This is a genomic window from Halosimplex yunnanense (assembly GCF_054504345.1).
Genome location: NZ_JBTJEL010000036.1, coordinates 89,500 through 110,644, shown reverse-complemented (window position 1 = coordinate 110,644; position 21,145 = coordinate 89,500). Strand labels below are relative to the sequence as shown.

Here is a 21,145-nt window from a genome sequence, read left to right as displayed (position 1 = left end):
AAAGCGGTTAGCCGCATCCGCGGCGGAAGTGAAAGTGATTTCGCACCGCGAATCCCCGTCACGTCTTGCGATCGGAAGTGAAACCCCGGTTGTGAAAGTAGTCGGCCAGCAGCCGGCTCGAATCCGGTAGCCGAGAACCAGACCACGAGAACCAGAGAAAAGCCGGGCGGGACACAACGGTCGTCCCAGTACTCACTCGAACGCGGACAGCGAGACGTCGCGGCCGTCGCGGAGATACCGGCGGATCCGGCCGCGGTCCCACCCGAGCGGCGAGACGACGCTCTCGGCCGCGCGGACGAGCCGCTCGCGGTAGAAATCGACGTCGTAGTCGCTCGCGTCCTCGAACGAGAGGCAGACGCGGTCGGGGCCGCGCTCGTCGTCGTCGACGACGACGTACTCGACGCTCGTCCCCGGCGGGCGTTCGAGTCCGTGGGCGGCGGCGCGCTCCAGCGCCGCCACGGTTCGGGTCCGCTGGCTGTACGCCTCGACCGATTTCGAGACGCGCTGGCGGATCAGCAGATCTTCGGGATCGACCGCGCGACGTTCCAGTCGGCCGATTGCGACCGCGAGTCGGTCGCAGACGGCCTCCGGGTCGGGAGCCGGCGGATCGGGGGCCGCGGAGCCGCTGCCCGAACCCTCACCACGTGCGGCGCGCCACTCCCGATCGAGCGTCCGTATCAGCTCCCGCTGGACCGCGGCGACGAACGGCGGCGTCGAGTGCTGGCGCGTCTCGATCCCGCGGTACTTGAATACGTCTTCGGCGTCGGCGTCGACGCCGGCCACCCGCCCGAAGTACTTCGTCAGCGCTCCCGCCCGCGAGTCCCGCATCGGGACGAAACAGATCCAGTCGAAGTGGGCCTCGACCTCCAGCGGGATCTCCGCGTCCTCCGGCGTCGCGTCGGAGTCGACCTCCGCGACGACCTCGCCGATGGGGACCGGGTCGTCGACGCGCGGCTGGACCCAGAGGCTGTCGACGATCCCGTGGACGACCCGCCAGCCGGCGGCCTCCAGCCGTTCCTTGGCGTCGAGGACGATCTCCCGCGCGTAGGCGTTGATGGCCTCGTGGCACTCGATCCGGCCGAACTTCGCGTTGCGGTAGCCCTGGTAGCCGAAACAGGAGACGAGGACCCACTTGAGCGCGTCCACCCGCCCCTCCAGCGCGGCGATGCGCTCGGCGAGCGGGGAGTCGCCGTCCGGTTCGGCGTAGGTCGCCTGGTAGTCGCCGCTCCCGACCGCCGCCAGCGTCTCGGCGTCGGCCCGCTCGCGCAGGGCCGCGAGCTCGTCTTTGAACGCGGCGCGGTCGTCGATGAGACCGCCGAGCACGTCCGCGATGAACCCCTCGTCGTCGCAGACGCTGTAGCCGAGCGCGGGCACGTCCTCCCGGTCGCAGCAGTCGCAGCCGACCGTCTCCGGGCTGACGTTGCACTCGCGCATGATGTTGGGGTACAGCGACGCGAAGTCGACCTCGACCACGTCCTCGCGAGCGTGCGAGCGAGGGCTCGCGGAGCAAAGCTCCGCGGTCGTCTCGTAGAGCCCGGGTTCGGGCGCGAACGTGAACCCGCCGCGGTCGGCGTCGTGGAGCCGCCGGACCGGCTTGAACGCCTCCGGCTCCCACTTGTTCCACGGCGCGAGCACGTCCCGCTCGCGCGCCTCCCGGATCTCGATCGAGGTGAGAATCGTGCCGATGGACCCCCTCGACGTCTCCTGGAGCGGACGCCACGACCGCCCCACCAGATCGAGCAGGCCCGGCAGCCCGCACTTCCCGAACAGGAAGGTGTTCGACCGGTCGACGAGCGCGCGGCCGGGGACCGCGTAGCGGGCCGGCGAGTGGCCCACCTGCCCGTAGCTCTCGTAGGTGCTCTCGCCGGCGAGGCGCTCGTACCCGTCGGCCCGCCCCAGCCGGAAGTCGGCGAGTCCGATCTCCGCCGCCCGGTCGTGGCAACGGGGAACTATATCCGCCGTCGAACAGACCAGCACGTCCGGGTCGACGGCGTCGATCCGCTCTCGCAACGCGGAGAGAACGGTCCGATCGATCGCCCCGCGGGAATCGGTCGCACCGCTGGCCGCGGCGCCCGCCGTCCGGGCATCGACGAGGCGCTCGCCGTCGACGCGGAGCGCGGTCAGGTCGTCCTCCGCGAGGGCGCGCTCGGGGATCGAGAGGTCGAGGCGACGCAGTTCTCGGCCGGGAACGGGCGCGGTGTCGGTGTCCACGCAGTAGCGGAACCCCGGCGCGAGGTCCACGTCGTACAGTTTGACCGTCGCCGGCGCGTAGTCGGCGGCGTACTGGGACAGGATCTCGTGGGCGAGCGTCCACACCTCGTCGACGCGGGCGAGGTCCACCCGCAGGACGGGACTCGGTTCGTCCTCGTCCAGCGCGAGAAACCGACGCTCGACCTCCGTCGCCACGACCTTCGGGTCGGCCGCGAGCGCTTCGGCGAGGTCCGTGCGAGCTGGATCCGGTGCCTCGACGTACAGCGACGGCGCGTAGTCGTCGTTCACCCGCGTCTCGACCCCGTCGGCCGTCGCGTGCCACTCGCGGACCGACCCGTCGGACCGGAACTCCGGGGTGAGCAGGGGCATCAGTCGCGCTCCGCGGGCGGACGACCCGTTCCGGGGTCGGACTCGTCCTCGTCGACCCGCTCGCGCAACTGCCGGAGTTCGTGCTCCTGTGCGAGCAGGACCGACAGCAGGAAGGCGAACTCGGGGTCGGCCCCGTTGGCGTAGCCCGCGGCGTCGGCGTGGTTCCGCGCCCGCTCGAACAGGCGATCGAAGTCGTCCTGGTACCGCCGGCGTAGCCCCCGGCGGAAGGGGCGCCAGTCGTCTTCGAGGCGCCCGAGGAAGTCGCGATAGGTGGGGTTCGTCCGCCCCATCAGTCCGCACCTCCGGCGGCGGCCGCGGCGGCGAGCGTGGCCTGTTCGACCGGGTCCGGCGAGTCGATCACGCCCGGCTCGGCCCCCAGCCCGGACGACTCGGGCGTGACGCCGAGCAGGTCGACCCAGTAGGGGATGGTCGTCTGCCAGTAGCCCTCGTCCCAGTAGACGGTCGTCTCGACGCCCGGCCCCTCGAAGCGGTGGCCCAGCTTCGTCCGCTCGCAGCGGATCTCCCGGTCGGCGTACTCGGCCGCGGGACCGGGGTCGCAGTCGGCGGGAACGCTGAGGAGCGTCGGGATCTCGCGGGCGTCGGCCAGCGCCGCGAACGTCCGGACGGTGCTATCGAGCAGGCGCTCGCGCTGGTAGCGGGGCACGTCGTCGTCGCGGTAGAGCGAGGCGATGTTCGGCGCGACGAGCAGCCCCGTCCGCGCGTCGACGCGCTCGACGACGCGACGCCCGAGCGCGTGGTGCTGGTAGGCCGTGAACGCCCGCGCGATGCGGAGTCGGCGGAGCCGTCGCGGACTGTCTACGATGTCGTACAGTGCATACGTCGAGGCGGTGTTGCGAGCGTCGACCCAGTAGGCCACGCCCGACGTGTCGGCGAGTGTCGACAGAGCGATACGATGGATCGCCGTCGATCGCGGTCCGGGACAGCGTAACAGCGTCAGCCCCGGATCGAGGGTCGGAACGTCGACAGGTTCTGTCATCGCCAGTGTCCGACGGGCGCGAAGGCGTAAAACGCCAGCCTACCCCAGAGCGGAAGTGAAAGTGGAATCGATCGCCAGACGGCGGCGGAATCGGCCGCTGTGCGGCAGTGAAACTAAACGGCCTCGACACCGGTAGTCGCGGTGCGTCGCGGGCGCGGCCGGCCGCCCGACGACACCTCTATTCGGCTGTAGACCCAACGAGCGGCCGTGACGCGGAGGGTTCGGCTCCGGGACGGGATCGAGATCACGTTCACCGGCGGCGAGCGGTTCGTCTGCGACGGAAGCGGCGCGGCCGACGCGACGCTCGTCAGCCACGCGCACGGCGACCACCACGCGAACGCCCCGGCGATCGTCGCGTCGGATCTGACCGCGGCGCTGATCGCCGCACGGCGCGAGAACGCGGACCCGACGGCCGTCGACCACCCCGCGGTCGAGTGCTTCCCCGCGGGTCACGTCGCTGGATCGCGGGCGATGCGGCTCACCGATCCCGACACCGGTCGTCGCTACCTCTACACCGGCGACTGCTCGACGCGGGACCGCTTTCACCTCGACGGCTTCGACCCCATCGACGCCGACGTGCTGATACTGGAGACGACCTACGGCACGCCCGAGTACCGGTTGCCGCCCACGGAGGAATCGGTTGGCGCGATCCAGTCGTGGCTGGCGGAGACGATAGACCGGCCCGTCCTGCTGTTCGGCTACGCGCTGGGCCGGGCGCAGAAACTCCAGAGGATCCTCGCCGACTCGCCGCGCGAGCGGGTGTTCGTTACGGACTCCATCGCGGACGTGAGCGACGTGATCGAGGCCCACCGCGAAGTGACCTTCCCCGGCGAGCGCTACGGGGCCGACGTGAACCTGGGTCCCGGCGACGCGCTGGTCTGTTCGGGGTCGCCCCGGAGCCCCTGGGTCCAGTCGCTGGTCGAGTCGAACGGCGCCGTCACGGCCGGGTTCTCCGGGTGGGCGCTCGACAGCTCGTTCGTCTACCGCCGGGGCTACGACGAGGGGTTCGTCCTCTCGGACCACTGTGACTTCGAGGAACTCTGTGCCGTCGTCGAGGCCGTCGACCCCGAGCAGGTGTACACCCAGCACGGCTTCGCCGACGAGTTCGCCGCCCACGTCACGAGCGAACTCGGCTACCCCGCGCAGTCCCTGAAGGCGAACCAGGCGACGCTCGGTGACTTCTGAGCGATCCGTGGCACCAATTCACACACCACGGCAACGCTCTTGACGGACGCGCCTGATCGAGAGAGTACGGCGATGGAGCTCAGCAACTTCTTCTGAACCGGTCCGTTGCCTTTCATCGCGGGGCCGCCCGTGCCATTGCCGATAGCTGGCGGCGTCTTCGGGTACCCAGTAGTCGGCGCGGCGTGAGACGGCGACAGGACCGGCGTGTTCACCCGTTCGAGAGCCGTGAGACCGGCTCTCGAATCTTGTCGTACCGTTCGCCGACCGATCCCAGTCAGAGAGACAGATGTCACGAGACTCACGACAGCACGCAACGACGGAACGGACGACAAATGCGCGAACGGGGGCAGGAGGTGCGATCGTTGCCGCACGGGCGGCGGATCCACCGGTCGAGACCGGGGAGATCCGGGCGCTGGCCGACGCGGCCGGGTACGACGTGCGCGACGAGGTGACGCAGGTCCGCGCCGAGGACCCGGGAACCTACTTCGGCGCCGGGAAGGTCGCCGAACTCGCCGATCGCGTCGCCGACGTGGACGCCTCGCTCGTCGCCGTCGACGGCGAGTTGACGCCCCGACAGACGACCGACCTCCGGGAGGCGCTCCCCCGTGGTACGGAGGTCTTCGACCGCTATCGGCTCGTGCTTGCTATCTTCGCTGACCAGGCGACGACCCGGCGCGCGCAACTCCAGGTCGAACTCGCGCGGCTGCGGTACGACCTGCCGCGGCTGAAGGAGCGCTCGGACGTCGGCGGGCTGAACAAGCGCGTCGAGAAGGGGACGCCCATCGACGGCGTGCAGAACCGGATTGCGGATCTCGAACGGAAGCTGGCGGCCCTGCCCAGCCCCGCCGAGCAGCACCGCGCGGAGCGCCGCGATCAGGGATTCGATCTGGTCACGTTCGCCGGCTACACGAACGCCGGCAAGTCGACGCTGCTGCACCGGCTCGCCGACGATCTGGAGCCGATCGATGGAGAGGACGACGGGGACGCCGCCGCCAGTGGCTCGACGGCCGAGTCAAATGGCGTTGTCGACGAAGCTCACCCCGACGCCGCGATGGACACGGCGAGCGTCGCGGACCGGCTGTTCGAGACGCTGGAGACGACGACCCGACGGGCGACCATCGACGGCCGGCCGGTGCTGTGCACCGACACTGTCGGGTTCGTCGCCGACCTGCCCCACTGGCTAGTCGAGTCGTTCAGCGAGACGCTGTCGGACGCCGCCGCGGCGGACGCGGTGGTGCTGGTCGCGGACGCGAGCGACCCGCCCGCGGAACTGCGCGAGAAGGTGGAGGTCGCCCTCGACGTGTTCGACGCGCAGGGCGTCGACGAGTCGGCGGTCGTCACCGCGCTGAACAAGGTCGACCTGCTCGACGAGGAGACTGGCGCCGAGCGCCGGGAAGCGGTCGCGGGACTGGCGCCGAACCCCATCCCCGTCAGCGTCCGCGACGGGACGAATCTCGACCGGTTGCTCGCAGCCGTCGTGGAGCGGCTGCCCACCGAACGCGCCGAACTGACGCTGCCCAACTGCGACGACGCGATGGCGATCGTCTCGCGTGCGTACGACCGCGCGACCGTCGAGTCCGTCGAGTACGGCGCCGAGACGATCGAATTCGCGGTCCGCGGTCGACCGACGGTCGTCGAGCGGCTCCGGGCCGACGCCGAGGCCGTGTCGGGCTGACGTGGTGGACGAGAGAGTGGCCGCGAAGGCGTCGGAGCGAACCGGTGCAGCCGCGAGCGAAACTGCTCCCCACCGGGTTCACTGTCGTCGGATCGACCGGCGTCGTATCGGTGGGGTACCCAATCGCTTATGTGACGGCCACACGCCGGTAGCCGTATGGTCCGGCAACAGACGGCACACGCGGAGCCGCTGGGTCTCGACGACGTGACCGTCGACGACGGGTTCTGGAATCACTACGTCGAGCGGGTCCGCGAGCGGATGTTGGACTACCAGTACGAGCAACTCGAGGACAGCGGGTGCCTCGACAACTTCCGGATCGCCGCCGGCGACGCCGACGGCGAGTTCGAGGGGTTCTGGTTCGCCGACACCGACGCCTACAAATGGATCGAGGCGGCCAGCTACGTGCTCACGGCCACCGACGACCCGGCGCTCGAGGAGCGCGTCGACGAGGTGATCTCGCTTATCGAAGCCGCCCAGACGGAGGACGGGTACCTCAACACGTGGATCGCGATCGAGTACCCGGACAGGCGGTGGACGAACCTCTCGCTCGGCCACGAACTCTACTGCGCCGGCCACCTCATCGAGGCCGCCGTCGCCCACCACCGCGCGACGGGCGACGAGTCGCTCCTCGAAGTCGCACAGGCGTTCGCCGACCTGATCGACGACGTGTTCGGCCCCGATGGACGTCAGGGCGTCCCCGGTCACGAAGAGATCGAACTCGCACTCGTGCGGCTCTACCGGGTCACCGGCGAGGAGCGGTACCTCGACCTCGCGTCGTTCTTCGTGGAGGGACGCGGCCACGCGCTCGAGTACGAGTTCGAGGACACCGCGGACCGGGCAGGGGACGAAGAGATGTGGGAGGCCATCGAGGACGGCCTCTTCGGCGACGACGGGTACGACGGGACGTACGCGCAGGACCACGCGCCGATCCGGGAGCAGGACACCGTCGAGGGGCACTCGGTCCGCGCGATGTACTACTTCGCTGCCGCCGCCGACATCGTCCTCGAGACCGGCGATAGCGAACTGTACGACCAGTTACAGACCCTCTGGCGGAACATGACCGAACGCCGGATGTACGTCACTGGCGGGATCGGATCCACCCACCACGGCGAGCGGTTCACCGAGGACTACGACCTCCCGAACAGGACCTCCTACGCCGAGACGTGCGCCGCGGTCGGGAGCGTCTTCTGGAACCACCGGATGTTCCAGCTCTCCGGCGACGTGCAGTATCCCGAACTCGTCGAGCACACGCTCTACAACGGATTCCTCGCCGGGCTGTCCCTGGACGCGACCGAGTTCTTCTACGCCAACCCTCTCGAGGTCGGTCCGGACGGGCACGCCCTCGCCGACGAGAATCCCGACCGGTTCTCCAACCAGCGACAGGGCTGGTTCGACTGCGCGTGCTGTCCGCCGAACGCCGCCCGCCTGATCGCCTCGCTCGGGCGCTACATCTACGCCCGCGCGACCGACGAGCCAGCCGTCTACGTCAACCAGTTCGTCGGAAGCGAGGCCGCGCTCACCGTCGACGACACGGACGTCCGGCTGCGACAGGAGTCCGATCTCCCGTGGTCCGGCGACGTGACACTGACTGTCGAGGCGGCTGAACCGACCGAGTTCTCCCTCCGCGTCCGCGTCCCCGAGTGGTGTACCGACGTGACGGCGACGGTAGCAGGCGAGTCGCATACTGTCGACCCCGAGGACGGCTACGTCGAGGTCGACCGAGAGTGGGCGGACGGCGACGAACTCACCGTCACCTTCGGGATGGCCCCCGAACAGCTGGTGGCCCATCCCGCGGTCGACGCCGCCAGCGGGAACGTCGCGCTCCGGCGCGGCCCGATCGTCTACTGTCTCGAAGGCGCCGACCACGACCGGCCGCTCTCCCACTACGCGGTCCCGGAGGACGCAGCGATCGAGGCCTCGCACGAATCCGACCTCCTCGGCGGAGTTACGATCCTGGAAGGCGAGGCTCGCGTGCCCGATCAGGACGACTGGGCCGACGCGCTCTACCGTCCGGCAGCGGAGACCGACCGCCTCAGCGAGTCGTTCACCGCGGTCCCGTACTACGCCTGGGCGAACCGCGATCCCGGCCAGATGCGCGTCTGGCTCGAATCCGAGTAACTCCCGGCTCTCGATTCTCGATCGCTTCGATACAGAGACGCGATAATCGAGGTGCGGTGGCGCGCGCTGTCGAGCGTGCCCGCCTCGTGGCGGGCCGCTCGAAATAGTCGTGCGAGGGATGAGAAGCGCAGCCTGCGAGCATCGCAATCGGCTGGGGAGGGTGTGGCTGTCTGCGGCGCTGTTTCCTGGCGGACTGAAAGGGCGAGACGGGCTCGCGTTCACTGTAGTCGCCTGAGCGGGCACTATCCGCGCGGGCGGTGCGGAGAGCGCGGATATCTCGCTTGGTTCGAGAGAGCGAAGCTCTCTCGTCATCCCGAAAATCTCCGATTTTCGGAGACAGCGACCGCGAGCGCGTCGAGGGCTTTCAACTCCCACTGTATCTTGCGGTCGGTTCGTCAGCTAGCGCGCCGAGGGCTTTCATCACCTGCCGTTCCCTGCAGTCGCGATTCCTGCTAGCGAGCGGGCCGAGGGCTTTCAACGCTCATCGTTGAGTACGAACGGAATCACTCCTAGCGAGCACACGACCATCGCCATGACGAGAGGCCAACGCTCATACTGCTAGCGACGAACCGCGACGTATGGACGGACGGCGGTTCGCGGCGGTCGTCGCGCTCGCGGCGCTCGCGGTTCTGAGCGGCTGTGCCGGGTTCAGCGTGGACGTCGGCGAGAGCACCGACAATCCGACCGCAGCGGCGCCGGACGTGGCGAACGGGACGGCCGCAACTGTCGTGGAGGTGGTCGACGGCGACACCGTCGACGTGCGCTACGAAAACGGGTCCGTCGACACCGTGCGGTTGCTCGGAGTCGACACGCCCGAGGTCCACGCCGACAACGACCCCGCGGAGTACGAGGGGGTGCCGAACGACGAGTCGGGGGCGGCCTGTCTCGAAGCGGCCGGCGAGAACGCCAGCGCCTTCGCCCGCGAGTGGCTGTCCGGGGAGCGCGTGACGCTCGTCGTCGACCCGGGCGCCGACCGGCGCGACCGCTACGACCGGCTGCTCGCGTACGTCCACGTCGACGCGCCCGCGGACAGCGTGGCGGCCACCAGCGGACCGGCCGAAGGAGTCGACTTCAACGAACGGCTGGTGGCGACGGGTCACGCCCGCGTCTACGACAGCACGTTCGCGCGCTCGGACAGCTACTACGCCGCCGAGTCCGACGCGCAGGACGACCGGCGCGGCCTCTGGCGCTGCCGCGATCCAGACACTGACGGGTCGGCTGTCTCGGACGGGTCGACCGTCCGTGACGACTCGGACGGGAGCGACGCCGACGGTGCCGACGCGCCGCTCGCGACTTCCGACAGCGGCCTCACCGTCGAGCGGGTGCACGAGGACGCGGCGGGCAACGACCACGAGAACCTCGACGACGAGTACGTGGTCTTCGGCAACGACGCCGACACGCCGCTCTCGCTCGGTGGCTGGGTCGTTCGCGACGAAGGCGGCCACAGCTACGCGTTCCCCGACGGGTTCGCGCTCGACTCCGGAGAGACGGTCACGCTTCGCACGGGCGCGGGCGAGGACACCGCCGACACGCTCTACTGGGGCAGCGACTCGGCGGTCTGGAACAACGGCGGCGACGTCGTGGTGGTCGAGCGCGACGGCGAGACGGTCCTCCGATACGCGTACTGAGTGGGTTCGACCGCGTACTGAGTGGGTCGACCGGCAGCCCCAACTGACTGGCGGCGTATCAACGGGTATGGATCTCCCACCGGTCGGCCTCGGAACGATGGGCATCGCCGATCCCGCAACGATCGAGCAGGCTATCGACGTGGGCTATCGCCACCTCGACACGGCGAAGGTCTACGACAACGAGTCGGTCGTCGGCGAGGGTATCGTCGCGAGCGAAGTGCCGCGGGAGGAGCTAACCGTCGCGACGAAACTGTGGATCGACTCGCTGGCACCCGGAGACGTGCGACCGGCCACCGAAGCGGCACTCGACCGACTCGGCCTCGACGCCGTCGACCTGCTGTACGTCCACCGGCCGCGCGGCGACTACGACCCGGAGACGACGCTGCCCGCGCTCGACGAATTGCGCGAGGAGGGACTCGCCCGCAACGTCGGCCTCTCGAACTTCGAACCGGAGCAACTCGACCGGGCGCGCGAGGTGCTCGAATCACCGATCGCGGCCCACCAGGTCGAGTTCCACCCCTACTACGGCGACCGCGAACTGCTCGCCGACGCGCAGGCACACGGCTACCCGCTGGTGGCCTACTCGCCGCTGATCGGCGGCGACGCGTTCGACGACCCCGTCCTGCAGGACGTCGCGGAGAAACACGACACCTCGCCGGCCGCGGTCGCCATCGCGTGGGTGCTCTCGCACGACGGCGTCGTGACGATCCCCAAGGCCTCCTCGGTCGAGCACCTCGAAGCCAACTTCGCGGCCCGACAGCTGGATCTCGACCCCGAGGACGTCGACCGCATCACCGACATCGATCGCGAGCGGGAACTGTTCCCGGAGTGACCGGGCCGGCGCTCGTGTGATCGCTGGCCCGGGCGACCGGAATCTCCCGAGCGATCGGAGCGGCCGCCGGATGACGACAGTGTGAGTTACTGCCACAGGAGAGCGCGGGGCACGCGGCCCACCCGACGCGGAGGGCTACCTGGTAACTACGCCGATGCCACTCACAGCTAACCAGACGGCATGCCGGGCGTAGCTCACCCGGACGTGGCACGTATTGTCACTCAGTAATCGTGTCCCTTATACAGGATAATGGACTCCTAGCAGCAACGACAGAACTGGGGTTGATCCCCGGATTCCTCGATCATCATGAAACAGCAGATACACCTTCGATCGGATCGGTCCGGAATCGAGCGCGCCGGCGGGGGGCGAACGCACTCGGGAGGACGCGGAGTGAGCCACGCGCGATGAGTCTGGAACCGCGCACCGACGGCGAGCAGCGACCGCCGATCGATCTGGAGAGCGGGGTCGAGGCGCTCAGGCAGAGCCCGGAGTTCCGCGGGCCGATCGAGCCGATGGACGGCCACGACCACGCCAACGACCACTTCGCGCTCGTCTACGAGGGCGAGGACGAGCAGTACGCCGCCGCGGTCCCGTTCCTGCGTCAGGGACTCGAACGGGGCGAGAAATGCATGTACGTCGGCGACGAGCGCTCGTTCGAACGGGTCGAGGCGGCGATGCGCGAGCGCGGGATCGACGTCGACGCCGCGCTCGCCTCCGGCGCGCTGGTCTTCGCGACCGTCCGTGACACGTATCTCGCTGCCGGTTCCTTCGACCCCGAGGCGATGTCGACCGTCTACCAGAACGCCATCGACTCGGCCACCGCGGAGTACGAGGGGCTGCGGATCGTCGCCGAGACGGACTGGATTCTCGAGAACGACGTGCCGATCGAGGAATTCATGGCCTACGAGAGCCGGATGAACGACATCTTCGCGGAGGAGGCCGCTATCGCGCTGTGCCAGTACAACCGCGAGCGGTTCCCCCCGGACGCGCTCGTCGACATCGTCCGCGTCCACCCCCACCTCATCTACGACTCCACCGTCTGCAACAACTTCTACTACACGCCCCCCGAGGAGTTCTTCGGACCCGCCCGCCCCGGTCGGGAGGTCGACCGGATGCTGGGGACGCTCCGGGAGCGCGCACAGGCGAAAGCGTCGCTGGAGGACCAAAACGAGTCGCTGCGCGCCCAACAGGAGATCATCTCCCGGGCCGACATCGACTTCGAGGCGAAGCTCCGACGGTTTCTCGACCTCGGCCGCGAGTACTTCGGCCTCGACATCGGATTCCTCGCCCACGTCACCGGCGAGCGCTTCGAGATCGTCGACGCCGTCGGCACTCACGAACTGATCCAGCCCGGGAGGGCGGCCGACCTCTCGGGGACCTACTGCCGGGAAGTCGTCGAGAGCGAGCGACTGGTCGAGGTCACGAACGCCGGCGAGCAGGGTCGGATCAGCCCGACGGCCTACGAGACGTACGGCCTCGACAGTTACATCGGGACGCCGGTGATCGTCGGCGACGAGCAGTACGGCACGCTCTGTTTCGGCTCGCAGGAAGCCCGCGCCGAGCCCTTCTCGAAGGCCGAGCGCACGTTCCTCGAACTGACCGGCCAGTGGGTGAGCTACGAACTCGAACGCGAGCACCGGCAGGCCCAGCTGAGCGCGCTCAACGACATGAGCCGCGACCTGATGGACGCCGAGACCCACGCCGAGATCGACCAGTTGACGGTCGAACACGCCGAGGAGGCGCTCGGACTCCCGGTCACGGCGCTGGTCCGCTACGACAGGACCAGCGGCGAACTGGTGACCGCCGAGGAGACCGGCCGCGCCGCGGACGAACTCCCGACGGCGGCGCTGAGCGAGACGCCGTCCGGCCCGCTCTGGCAGGCGTTCACTGGTAGCGAGGGGCGGATCGTCAGGGACGTCGGGTCCGTCTCCGGGGCGGGCGACGACGTCGCGCAACTCGCCGCGATCCCGCTCGGTCCCCACGGCCTGTTCGTCACCGCGACCGAGTCGCCAAGCGGGTTCTGCGACGCCGAACTCGACTTCGTCCAGACGATGGCCGCGACCGTCGAGACGGCGTACAGCCGCGCCGACCGCGAGCAACTGCTCCAGGAGCGCGAGGAGACGCTGGAGGACCAGAACGAGTCGCTCTCGCGGCTCAACCGCATCAACGACACCATCCGCAGCATCGGACAGGCGCTCGTGCAGGCGTCCTCCCGCGAGGAGATCGAGTCGGTCGTCTGCGACCAGCTGGCCGACGTCGGCCCCTACGAACTGGCGTGGTTCGGCGACCACGACACGGTCTCCGACGAGATCACGCCCCGCGAGTGGGCCGGTGCCGAAAAGGGGTATCTCGACGAGGCGACCATCACCGCCGACGAGAGCATCACCGGTCGCGGCCCCTCGGGGACGGCCGTCGACACGCACGAACCGCAGGTCGTCAACAACATCCTCGACGACCCGGCCTTCGAGCCGTGGCGGGAGGCTGCGCTCAACCGCGGCTATCACGCGTCCATCGCCCTGCCGCTCGTCTACGGCGACGTGCTCTACGGCGTCCTCAACGTCTACGCCAACCAGCCCGGCGTGTTCGACGAGCTCGAACGCTCCGTGCTCGCGGAACTGGGCGACACCATCGCCTACGCCATCAACGCCGTCGAGAGCAAGAAAGCGCTCGTCAGCGACGAAGTGACCGAACTGGAGTTCCGCGTCGAGGACGACCGCCTCGAAATCGTCGAACTCGCCCGGGAGACGGGCTGTGACCTGTCGCTCGAGGGCGTCGTCCCCTCCACCGACGGGCAACTCCGGGTGTTCATGTCTGCCCGCGGCGTCGAGGCCGAAGACGTCCTGGCGTTCGCGCCCGACCTGGCGACGACCGAACTGTCGGTCGTCTCCGAGTACGACGACGACGGCGTCCCGGTCTGTCTGTTCGAGGCCGCCCTCTCCGAGGAGAGTCTCTGCGAGACCGTCCGGCGACACGGCGGTCGCCCGCGGACCGTGACCGTCGAGGACGGCGCGGCGACGGCCGTCGTCGAAGTGGCGGCCGACGCCGACATCCGGGCGTTCGTCGAGATGTTCGTCGGCAACTACCCCGACTCCGAACTGGTCGCCCAGCGCAGCGAGGAGCGACCGCGACGGACGCCGGCGGAGTTCCGCGCGACGCTCACCGAGCAACTGACCGACCGCCAGCTCGAGGCGCTCCAGACGGCCTACTTCGGCGGGTACTTCGACAAGCCGCGCGGCCAGACCGGCAGCGAGATCGCCGAGTCGATGGGCATCTCCCAGCCGACCTTCAACACGCACGCCCGCGCCGCCCAGCGGAAACTCTGCCGGGAACTCTTCGAGGCCGGCATGGTCGAGGAGTGAGCCGGCCGCTCGACTGACCAGATTCCGGGCCGAGAAACTGTCGGACCGAAAAGCCGCTACCTGGCGCTGGAACTCTCTGTCGTTCTCGCGGGCAGCGTCGGGAGTGAAATCGCGGACTGAATTACGGACCGAATCGCGGGCCGAGCCGATAAACCGGGATCAGCGAGCGGCTTCCCAGGCGGCCAGACAGCCGTCGTCGCAAAAAGAGACGACGAGTACCTCGCCGTCGGTGCCGACGCGCGTGGTCGCGGGGTACCACTCCGGGCCCGCGAGTCGGTCGCCGCAGTGGCCGCAAACGTCGAACGTCTCCCGGTCGGCAGCGGACGCCATCTTACTCGTCGAGTACCAGGTCGCCGTTCCCGGACACTTCGACGTCGTACCCGTAGTAGGAGAAGGAGACGCTCGCCGAGGCCTCGCCCTCCGAAGCCCGGTAGAACGCGTCGAGCGCGTCCGGGTCGACGGCGTCGTAGAGCGGAACGGAGAGATCGAGGACGCCGACGCCAGCCTGCTCGGCGATCGCGTCGATGACGGCTTCGCTCGCGGACTGGTCGTCGTCGATCTGGTACGTGACTCGCGTTTCGATGGGTGACTGTTTCATCTACTACTACCCAGGCGGTATTCCCCCTAATGACTTCTATCTCGATGTAAAGCGTCGGCGCGAACGGGGGGCTATCAGTCTAGAAGGGGCCCGTCACAGCGTCGCCGACGATGGGGTGCGACTGGGTCGCCGGCCGCGGTACCGATCCCCCGACGGGAGCGCGCCGGCACAAGACCAATAGGTACCCCGTGCGACTCGGCTACACGAATGGCCCTCTCCGACGTGTTTCTCGCACCCCTCGGGTTAGCGGCCGCCCTGGTCACGATCCCGATCGTGATCCTGTATCTCATCAGGCCCGACCCGGACGAAGTTGAACTCCCCACCTTCCGCTTCGTGGCCGACGAACAGCGCCAGCGGGCGACGACCCCGCTGTTCGAACGGATCTCCCGGAGCCTCCTCTTGCTCGTCCAGATCCTCGCGGTCCTGTTGCTCGCGGGATCGCTGGCGGCGCCGTACGTCCCCGTCGAGGAGCGCGCCGCCGTGGAGGAGACGGTGCTCGTCGTCGACACGAGCGCGAGCATGGCGACGACCGACGACGGACAGACGCGGCTCGCGCGTGCGCTGGGGGCCGCCGACGAGGAGGTGACGACGCGAACGTCCATCGTCACCACGAGCGGCGGCGGGCAGGTCGCGCTCCGTCGCGGGCCGCCCAGCGCTGCCCGCGAAACGCTCGAACGGCTGGAGCCGACGGCGGCGCCGGGTGACCTGCGCGGCGCCGTCGCGCAGGCGAGCTCGCTCGCCGACGAGGGCGTCCGCGTCGTGGTCCTCAGCGACTTCGCCGGCGACGAGTGGCGCGACGCCGTCACCGAGTTGCGCGCCCGCGACCGCAGCGTCTCCCTCCGGCAGTTCGCGGGCGGCGGAGGGGACAACGTCGGCATCGTCGACCGACGGTTCGGCCAGTCCGAGGTGACCCTCTCGGTACAGAACTTCGGCGACGAGACGACGACGCGGACGGTCAGCCTCGGCGACCGAACCCGGGAAATCGAACTCGCCGCGGGCGACGTCGGGACCGTCACCTTCCCGGTCCCAGCGGGCACCTCCGAAGCGCGGCTCTCGCCCGGTGACGACTTCGCAATCGACGACGTCGTCCCCATCGCCGCGCCCGAGGACCCGACCGTCGACGTGCTGGTCCTGACGAACGATCGGAACCGCTACCTGACGACGGCGCTGTCCCTGCTCGAGCAGGTCGACCTGACCGTGGACAACCCGCCGACCACCGTCGAGGACGAGTACGACGTGATCATCTACAGCAACGTCGACGAGGACTCGCTGCTGCCCGGCAACGTCGAGGCCGGCCGGACGGCCATCGCCGAGGGGGGCGGCGTCGCCGTCCAGGCGCAAGAAGAGATGCCGGACAGGTTGAGCGACCTCCTCCTGATCGAACCCGACGGGGAGATCGGGTCGTCGCCGACTATCCGCTCGACGGCCGACACGGACCTGACCGCGGACATCGACTTCCAGCCGCCCGACGAGTACCTGACTGGGTCGCTGCGCTCGGGGCAGGCGCTCGTCGAGTTGCGCGACGGCACGCCGCTGCTCGCGACCGACGAGCGCGACGGCGGCCGCCTGCTCTACTACGGCTACATCGAGGAGCGGTCGAGCTTCAAGTACAACTACCAGTACCCGGTGTTCTGGAAGCGGGCGATCTTCCACCTCGCCGGCCGCGAACCGCTCGATTCGCTCAACCGCGAGACCGGCGAGACGGTGCAGTTCGGCGCCGAGCAGATCGAGGGGCCGTCCGGCCGTCTTGCCGGCCCGACCCTCACGCTACGGGACGTGGGCGTCTACAGCACCGACGGCCGCGTCCGGAGCGCGGCGCTGCTGGACGAAGGGGAATCCAGCGTGAACGTCGCGCCGCTGAGCGAGCGACCGAGCCCCGGTGGGAACGTGACCCGCGAGGAGACCAGGACGGTCCCCCAGCGCGTCACCGAGTACGCCGCCATCGCGGCCCTGCTCGTGGTCGTCCTCGAGATCGGGTATCTCCGCCGGCGGGGTGAGCTGTGATGGAGGTCTCCCACACGTTCGGCGACCTGACGGTCGGCGTCGAGCACCTCTGGCCGGCCGCAGCGATCCCCGTCGCCGTGGCGCTGCTTGCGTACCTGATCTTCCGCGGGGAGGGAGGGCCGCGCTCGGCCTCGCCGCGGAGCCGTCGGCTGCTGTTCGCGAGTCGCGTCCTCGTGGTCGTCCTTCTCGTCGTCGGCGCGATGGGGCCGTACACGGTCCAGACGCGCGAGACGCCGGGCGAGCCCCGCGTGACGCTGCTGACCGACGAGTCGGCGAGCATGGGCGTCTTCCCGAACGCGACCGACGATCTGGTCGACGGCATCGAGGGCGCCGGCGTCCCGGTCACGACGGCGACCGTCGCCAGCGGGAGCGACTCGCGGATCGGCGACGGCATCGCCGCGAACCTCCGGGAGAACGGCACCGTCGTCGTCGCCTCCGACGGTCAGGTCACCGACGGGCGGAGCCTCGCGGCCGTCGCGGAGGACGCGCAGCGACTCAACGCGACCGTGAGCGCGGTCGAATTCTCGCCCGAGCGGACCGAACGCGCCGTCTCGATCGGAGGTCCCACCACCGCGAGCGTCGGTCTCTCGACGGAGTACGTCGTTTCGCTGTCCGGCGTCGAGGCCGACGACCCCGTGACGATAAGCGTCGAGATCGACGGCGAGACGGTCCGCGAGGATTCGATCGCCGCGGGCGAGAGCATCGTAGTCAACCACACCTTCGAGGACGTCGGCGACCACCGGGTGACCGCCACGGTCGAGGGCGAGGACCGCTACCAGCGGAACGACGTCGCCTACCACGATATTCGGGTGGTCGAAAAGCCCGACGTGCTGTACGTCTCCGGCGGCGAGTACCCGCTGCAGAGCTACCTCGGGTCGCTGTACAACGTGACGAACGCGACGGCGGTCCCCTCCGATCTGGACGACTACTCGGCCGTGGTCGTCCAGGACACGCCCGCCACCCAGCTGGGTAACGTCAGCGCGCTGCAGGAGCACGTCATCGACGGCGGGGGACTCGTCACCGTCGGCGGCGACAACGCCTACCAGCAGGGCGGCTACGACGAGTCGCCGATCGCCTCCATGCTCCCGGTCCGGATGGGCAACGCCACCGGCGGCCGGACGAACATCGTCATGCTGGTCGACATCTCCGGCAGCGCCGAGGAGGGGCTGGGTACCCAGAAGGGCATCGCGCTCGACGTACTGGACCAGCTCGGCGACCGCAACCAGGTCGGCGTCGTCGCGTTCGGCGGGGAGGCCTACCGGATCGCCGACCGCCAGCAGCTCGGCGACGTGCGCGAGGAGATCGGCGAGCGGATCCGTCGCCTCGAAACCACCCGCGGCGGGACCGACATCGCCAACGGCCTGCTCGGGGCGAACGACATGCTCGGGAACAACCCCGGAACGGTCATCCTCCTGAGCGACGGCGTCGACGATCCCGACCGCCCCGCCGCGGTCGCCAACCAGCTCAATCGCGAGGGCGTTCGCGTGATCACCGTCGGAGCGGGCGACCGCGTCAACGCGGGCAACCTCCGGCGCATCGCTCGGGCGGGCGGTGGGTCCTACTTCGGCGCCAACGAGACGAGCCGGCTCCGCCTGCTGTTCGGCGGCGCCTCCCGGCAGTTCCGCGGCCAGAACCTCACCATCGTGAAACAGAACACGTTCATCACCTCGGGCGTGACGCTGACCGCGAACCCCTCGAAAGCCAACGAGGTGGCCGTCAAGGCCGGCGCCGACTACCAGGTCGCGACCGCCGACGGGACGCCAGCCATCGCCTCCTGGCGGTTCGGCCTCGGCCGCGCCGTCTCGATCACCGCCTACGACGGGGACGGCACCCTCGGCGACCTGCTTGACCGCCCGGACTCGCTCGTGGTGACAAAGTCCGTCAACTACGCCATCGGGGACCCCGGTCGCAGCCGCGAGGGCGTGACCGACGTCAGCGATGCCCGCGTCGGCGCCACGGCGACGCTCACCTACCGCGGCGACGAGCGCCCGACCGTCGAAAACGTCAGCTTCCAGCGGATCGGCGACGGCGTCTACCACGGTGAGTTCGTCCCCCGGGAAGCGGGCTATCAAAGTCTCCTCGACACGACCTACGCGGTGAACTATCCGCTCGAATACGCCCGGCTGGGAGTCGAGCCGCGACTGGAGCGGCTGGTCGACATGACCGGCGGGCGCGAATTCGGCCCCGACGAGGGAGCCGAGATCGCCAGACTCGCCCGCGAGCAGTCCACGCGCGTCCGGTCCGTCCGCGACACCTGGGGATGGCTCGCGCTGCTCGGCGCGTTCGTCGTCTTCTCAACGGAAGTGATCCTCCGGCGAGTTCAAGTGTACCGCGGACGGACGTCCCTCACGAGTGGTCTCCCATGAGTGCAGTCGGTCGTAACATCAGTCTGGGGCTCGTCGCACTGGTCCTCCTGACGGTCGCCGGCGCCGCGGGAGCGACGGTGTTCTACCAGGACTCGGCCCAGCAGCTCAGAGACAACAACGACGACCTCCGGACGGAGAACGACGGGCTGACCGAACGACTCAACGAGACCCGGACCCGGCTCGTCCAGACCCGCGAGCAGCTCAACGAGACCCGGGCGAAGCTGAACACGCGGACCGAGGACGTCGACCAGGTCGCCGGGGAGCTCAACCGAACGGAGCGCCGGCTGAACTCGACCCAGGAGGAACTGCTCCGGACCCGCGAGCAACTGGAGAACGCCCGCGGGAACGTCAGCAGACTCGAAAGCCGGGTCGAGGAACTCGAAGCCCAGCGCGACGAACTCCGGGACCAGGCCGCGGATCTCCGCGAGCAGCGAAACCAACTCGACTCGACGATCTCCGACCTTCGCTCCAGAGTCGATACGCTCGAAGCCGACCTGGAGGACGCCCAAGCCGAGATCGATGATCTCGAAACTAAGCTCGCCGACCGCGACGACCGGATCGAGAACCTCGAGTCGAACGTCAGCGATCTCGAAAACGAGGTCGACCGGAAAGACGACGAGATCGACAGCCTCCAAGACGAGGTGAGCGAACTCCAGCAAGATCTCTCTGATCGAAACTCCGAGATCGACGACCTCGAATCGGACCTGGATACCCTCTGCTCCCAGCCGAAAAACCAGAACGAGACGACCTGCGAGGGGTACGGATGACGGACGACCGAACGGACCGTGGCGCCGAGGACGATGTCGAGGCCAGCGGTGAGGCCGGTGCCGGGGACGAGTCCCGGACCGATTCGGACGACACCCGCGAGCAGATGGCCGCGGCGGTCACGGAGATCCGCCGTGAGGGCTGGAAGGCGGCCCTCGTCACCGGCGTCGTCGACGCGACCGCGGTCTTCCTGGCCGCGAACCTGCTCCTCGCTGTCCTCGAACCGACTGTGCTCCCGGCGCGGTTCGTCCTGCCGGCTGCGCTGGCCGAGCCGCTCGGCGATGCACTGGGTAGCGGGATCGAGCGGGCGGGCGTCCCAGGATCGGCGGCAGTCGCGACGGTCGCGGGACTGGCAACGCTGGCGCTCGTCGTCTGGCTGCGCGTCCGGAAGCCGCTGGTCGAACAGTTCGAGGCCGTCAACCCGCAGGTCGCGGAGAAGCTCAGGACGGCCCGCGACGCCGTGGAGGCCGACGCCGACTCGCGGATGGCCCGCCGGCTCTACGCGGAGGTGCTCGCGGACTTGCGCCGGAGTTCCTCCCTCGAGCTGGTGAACGTCGGCCGACTCGGCGCCGTCGCGGTCGTCATCGCCGCGCTGAGCATCGCGACCGTTCAGGTCGCGGTCGTCGACGTCGCGCTGCTCGATCGGGCCGAACCGACCGGCGACGACGCGCCGGAAGCGTCCCAGAACTACACCGGACTGCGGGACGGCGAGCACGTCCTTGGCGACCGCGAGGAGGTCTCCGCCGGCGACAAGAACCAGACCGCCGAGATCGAATCCACCGGAGGTGGTCGCGACGTGGACGACGATCGCACGTTCCCGGATCGGCAACAAAGCGGCGGAAACGGGGACGGATCCGGGAGTTCCGACAGTCAGCAGGCCGAGTTCGCGTCCCCGGACCAGGTCGACGACGCCGACCTCGTTCGGGAGTACAACCGCCGGATCCGCGATCAGGACCGCGAGCGAACGAGCGACGACGAGTCGAGCGACGGAGACAGCGGCGGACAGTCGGGCTGACGTTCCAGACCATCCTTACACCC

General features: G+C 69.2%; 15 protein-coding genes. 10 read left to right on the top strand and 5 right to left on the bottom strand.

Translation table 11 applies throughout. The features are described from left to right. Nucleotides 1-192: 192 nt before the first annotated feature. Genes AB2U09_RS16655 through AB2U09_RS16645 form a run of 3 tightly spaced genes read right to left on the bottom strand, consistent with a single transcriptional unit; the run spans nucleotide 193 to nucleotide 3,577 of the window. A complete protein-coding gene (locus tag AB2U09_RS16655) occupies nucleotides 193-2,580 on the bottom strand; it encodes a type B DNA-directed DNA polymerase (RefSeq protein WP_459193861.1) in 2,388 nt (795 codons plus the stop codon). Beyond that, on the bottom strand, nucleotides 2,580-2,870 hold the full coding sequence (locus AB2U09_RS16650) for a DUF8156 family protein (protein WP_459193860.1): 291 nt from the start codon (nucleotides 2,868-2,870) through the stop codon (nucleotides 2,580-2,582). Before AB2U09_RS16650 ends, AB2U09_RS16655 begins: the two co-directional genes overlap by 1 nt. Then, nucleotides 2,870-3,577 carry a hypothetical protein gene (locus AB2U09_RS16645; RefSeq protein ID WP_459193859.1) on the bottom strand — a complete coding sequence of 236 codons (708 nt, stop codon included), beginning with the start codon at nucleotides 3,575-3,577 and terminating at the stop codon, nucleotides 2,870-2,872. The genes AB2U09_RS16650 and AB2U09_RS16645 overlap by 1 nt, the downstream gene beginning before the upstream one ends. 207 nt (nucleotides 3,578-3,784) lie before the next feature. Here AB2U09_RS16645 and AB2U09_RS16640 point away from each other — a divergent pair, with 207 nt between their 5' ends. From AB2U09_RS16640 to AB2U09_RS16615, 6 genes are all read left to right on the top strand, one after another. Next, nucleotides 3,785-4,762: an mRNA 3'-end processing factor gene (locus AB2U09_RS16640; protein ID WP_459193858.1), complete on the top strand. Its 978-nt coding sequence runs from the start codon at nucleotides 3,785-3,787 to the stop codon at nucleotides 4,760-4,762. A gap of 286 nt (nucleotides 4,763-5,048) precedes the next feature. Then, nucleotides 5,049-6,437, top strand: coding sequence for a GTPase HflX (hflX, locus tag AB2U09_RS16635; RefSeq protein WP_459193857.1), 1,389 nt, complete (start codon nucleotides 5,049-5,051; stop codon nucleotides 6,435-6,437). 156 nt (nucleotides 6,438-6,593) lie between these two features. Further along, complete coding sequence (locus AB2U09_RS16630; protein ID WP_459193856.1) at nucleotides 6,594-8,555, top strand: glycoside hydrolase family 127 protein; 1,962 nt, start codon at nucleotides 6,594-6,596, stop codon at nucleotides 8,553-8,555. Nucleotides 8,556-9,133: 578 nt separating this feature from the next. Beyond that, on the top strand, nucleotides 9,134-10,183 hold the full coding sequence (locus AB2U09_RS16625; RefSeq protein ID WP_459193855.1) for a lamin tail domain-containing protein: 1,050 nt from the start codon (nucleotides 9,134-9,136) through the stop codon (nucleotides 10,181-10,183). 67 nt (nucleotides 10,184-10,250) lie between these two features. Next, nucleotides 10,251-11,015 (top strand): aldo/keto reductase, encoded by a 765-nt coding sequence (locus AB2U09_RS16620; protein ID WP_459193854.1) that lies wholly within the window; start codon nucleotides 10,251-10,253, stop codon nucleotides 11,013-11,015. A gap of 404 nt (nucleotides 11,016-11,419) precedes the next feature. Then, a complete protein-coding gene (locus tag AB2U09_RS16615) occupies nucleotides 11,420-14,374 on the top strand; it encodes an MEDS domain-containing protein (protein ID WP_459193853.1) in 2,955 nt (984 codons plus the stop codon). Between the two features lie 159 nt (nucleotides 14,375-14,533). Here AB2U09_RS16615 and AB2U09_RS16610 read toward each other — a convergent pair whose 3' ends face one another. Then, complete coding sequence (locus AB2U09_RS16610; protein WP_459193852.1) at nucleotides 14,534-14,704, bottom strand: DUF7576 family protein; 171 nt, start codon at nucleotides 14,702-14,704, stop codon at nucleotides 14,534-14,536. A gap of 1 nt (nucleotide 14,705) precedes the next feature. After that, the gene (locus AB2U09_RS16605) at nucleotides 14,706-14,972 is read right to left on the bottom strand and encodes a HalOD1 output domain-containing protein (RefSeq protein WP_459193851.1); all 267 of its coding nucleotides are present in this window, start codon (nucleotides 14,970-14,972) and stop codon (nucleotides 14,706-14,708) included. Between the two features lie 207 nt (nucleotides 14,973-15,179). Between AB2U09_RS16605 and AB2U09_RS16600 the strand changes: the two genes are divergently transcribed. The 4 genes from AB2U09_RS16600 to AB2U09_RS16585 are packed head-to-tail and all read left to right on the top strand — an operon-like array spanning nucleotide 15,180 to nucleotide 21,122. Further along, nucleotides 15,180-16,976, top strand: coding sequence for a DUF7408 domain-containing protein (locus tag AB2U09_RS16600; RefSeq protein WP_459193850.1), 1,797 nt, complete (start codon nucleotides 15,180-15,182; stop codon nucleotides 16,974-16,976). Further along, a complete protein-coding gene (locus AB2U09_RS16595) occupies nucleotides 16,976-19,342 on the top strand; it encodes a VWA domain-containing protein (RefSeq protein ID WP_459193849.1) in 2,367 nt (788 codons plus the stop codon). Before AB2U09_RS16600 ends, AB2U09_RS16595 begins: the two co-directional genes overlap by 1 nt. Further along, a complete protein-coding gene (locus AB2U09_RS16590; RefSeq protein WP_459193848.1) occupies nucleotides 19,339-20,109 on the top strand; it encodes a chromosome partitioning protein in 771 nt (256 codons plus the stop codon). The genes AB2U09_RS16595 and AB2U09_RS16590 overlap by 4 nt, the downstream gene beginning before the upstream one ends. Next, nucleotides 20,106-21,122: a DUF7502 family protein gene (locus AB2U09_RS16585; RefSeq protein WP_459193847.1), complete on the top strand. Its 1,017-nt coding sequence runs from the start codon at nucleotides 20,106-20,108 to the stop codon at nucleotides 21,120-21,122. Before AB2U09_RS16590 ends, AB2U09_RS16585 begins: the two co-directional genes overlap by 4 nt. The last annotated feature ends 23 nt before the right edge of the window (nucleotides 21,123-21,145 follow it).

Bases quoted from the DNA above. Each gene is read 5' to 3' on its own strand.
- AB2U09_RS16625 (WP_459193855.1), top strand. From the start codon at position 9,134: ATGGACGGACGGCGGTTCGCGGCGGTCGTCGCGCTCGCGGCGCTCGCG.
- AB2U09_RS16590 (WP_459193848.1), top strand. From the start codon at position 19,339: ATGAGTGCAGTCGGTCGTAACATCAGTCTGGGGCTCGTCGCACTGGTC.
- AB2U09_RS16585 (WP_459193847.1), top strand. From the start codon at position 20,106: ATGACGGACGACCGAACGGACCGTGGCGCCGAGGACGATGTCGAGGCC.
- AB2U09_RS16620 (WP_459193854.1), top strand. From the start codon at position 10,251: ATGGATCTCCCACCGGTCGGCCTCGGAACGATGGGCATCGCCGATCCC.
- AB2U09_RS16645 (WP_459193859.1), bottom strand. From the start codon at position 3,577: ATGACAGAACCTGTCGACGTTCCGACCCTCGATCCGGGGCTGACGCTG.
- AB2U09_RS16630 (WP_459193856.1), top strand. From the start codon at position 6,594: ATGGTCCGGCAACAGACGGCACACGCGGAGCCGCTGGGTCTCGACGAC.
- AB2U09_RS16615 (WP_459193853.1), top strand. From the start codon at position 11,420: ATGAGTCTGGAACCGCGCACCGACGGCGAGCAGCGACCGCCGATCGAT.
- hflX (WP_459193857.1), top strand. From the start codon at position 5,049: ATGTCACGAGACTCACGACAGCACGCAACGACGGAACGGACGACAAAT.
- AB2U09_RS16605 (WP_459193851.1), bottom strand. From the start codon at position 14,972: ATGAAACAGTCACCCATCGAAACGCGAGTCACGTACCAGATCGACGAC.
- AB2U09_RS16610 (WP_459193852.1), bottom strand. From the start codon at position 14,704: ATGGCGTCCGCTGCCGACCGGGAGACGTTCGACGTTTGCGGCCACTGC.
- AB2U09_RS16650 (WP_459193860.1), bottom strand. From the start codon at position 2,870: ATGGGGCGGACGAACCCCACCTATCGCGACTTCCTCGGGCGCCTCGAA.
- AB2U09_RS16600 (WP_459193850.1), top strand. From the start codon at position 15,180: ATGGCCCTCTCCGACGTGTTTCTCGCACCCCTCGGGTTAGCGGCCGCC.
- AB2U09_RS16595 (WP_459193849.1), top strand. From the start codon at position 16,976: ATGGAGGTCTCCCACACGTTCGGCGACCTGACGGTCGGCGTCGAGCAC.
- AB2U09_RS16655 (WP_459193861.1), bottom strand. From the start codon at position 2,580: ATGCCCCTGCTCACCCCGGAGTTCCGGTCCGACGGGTCGGTCCGCGAG.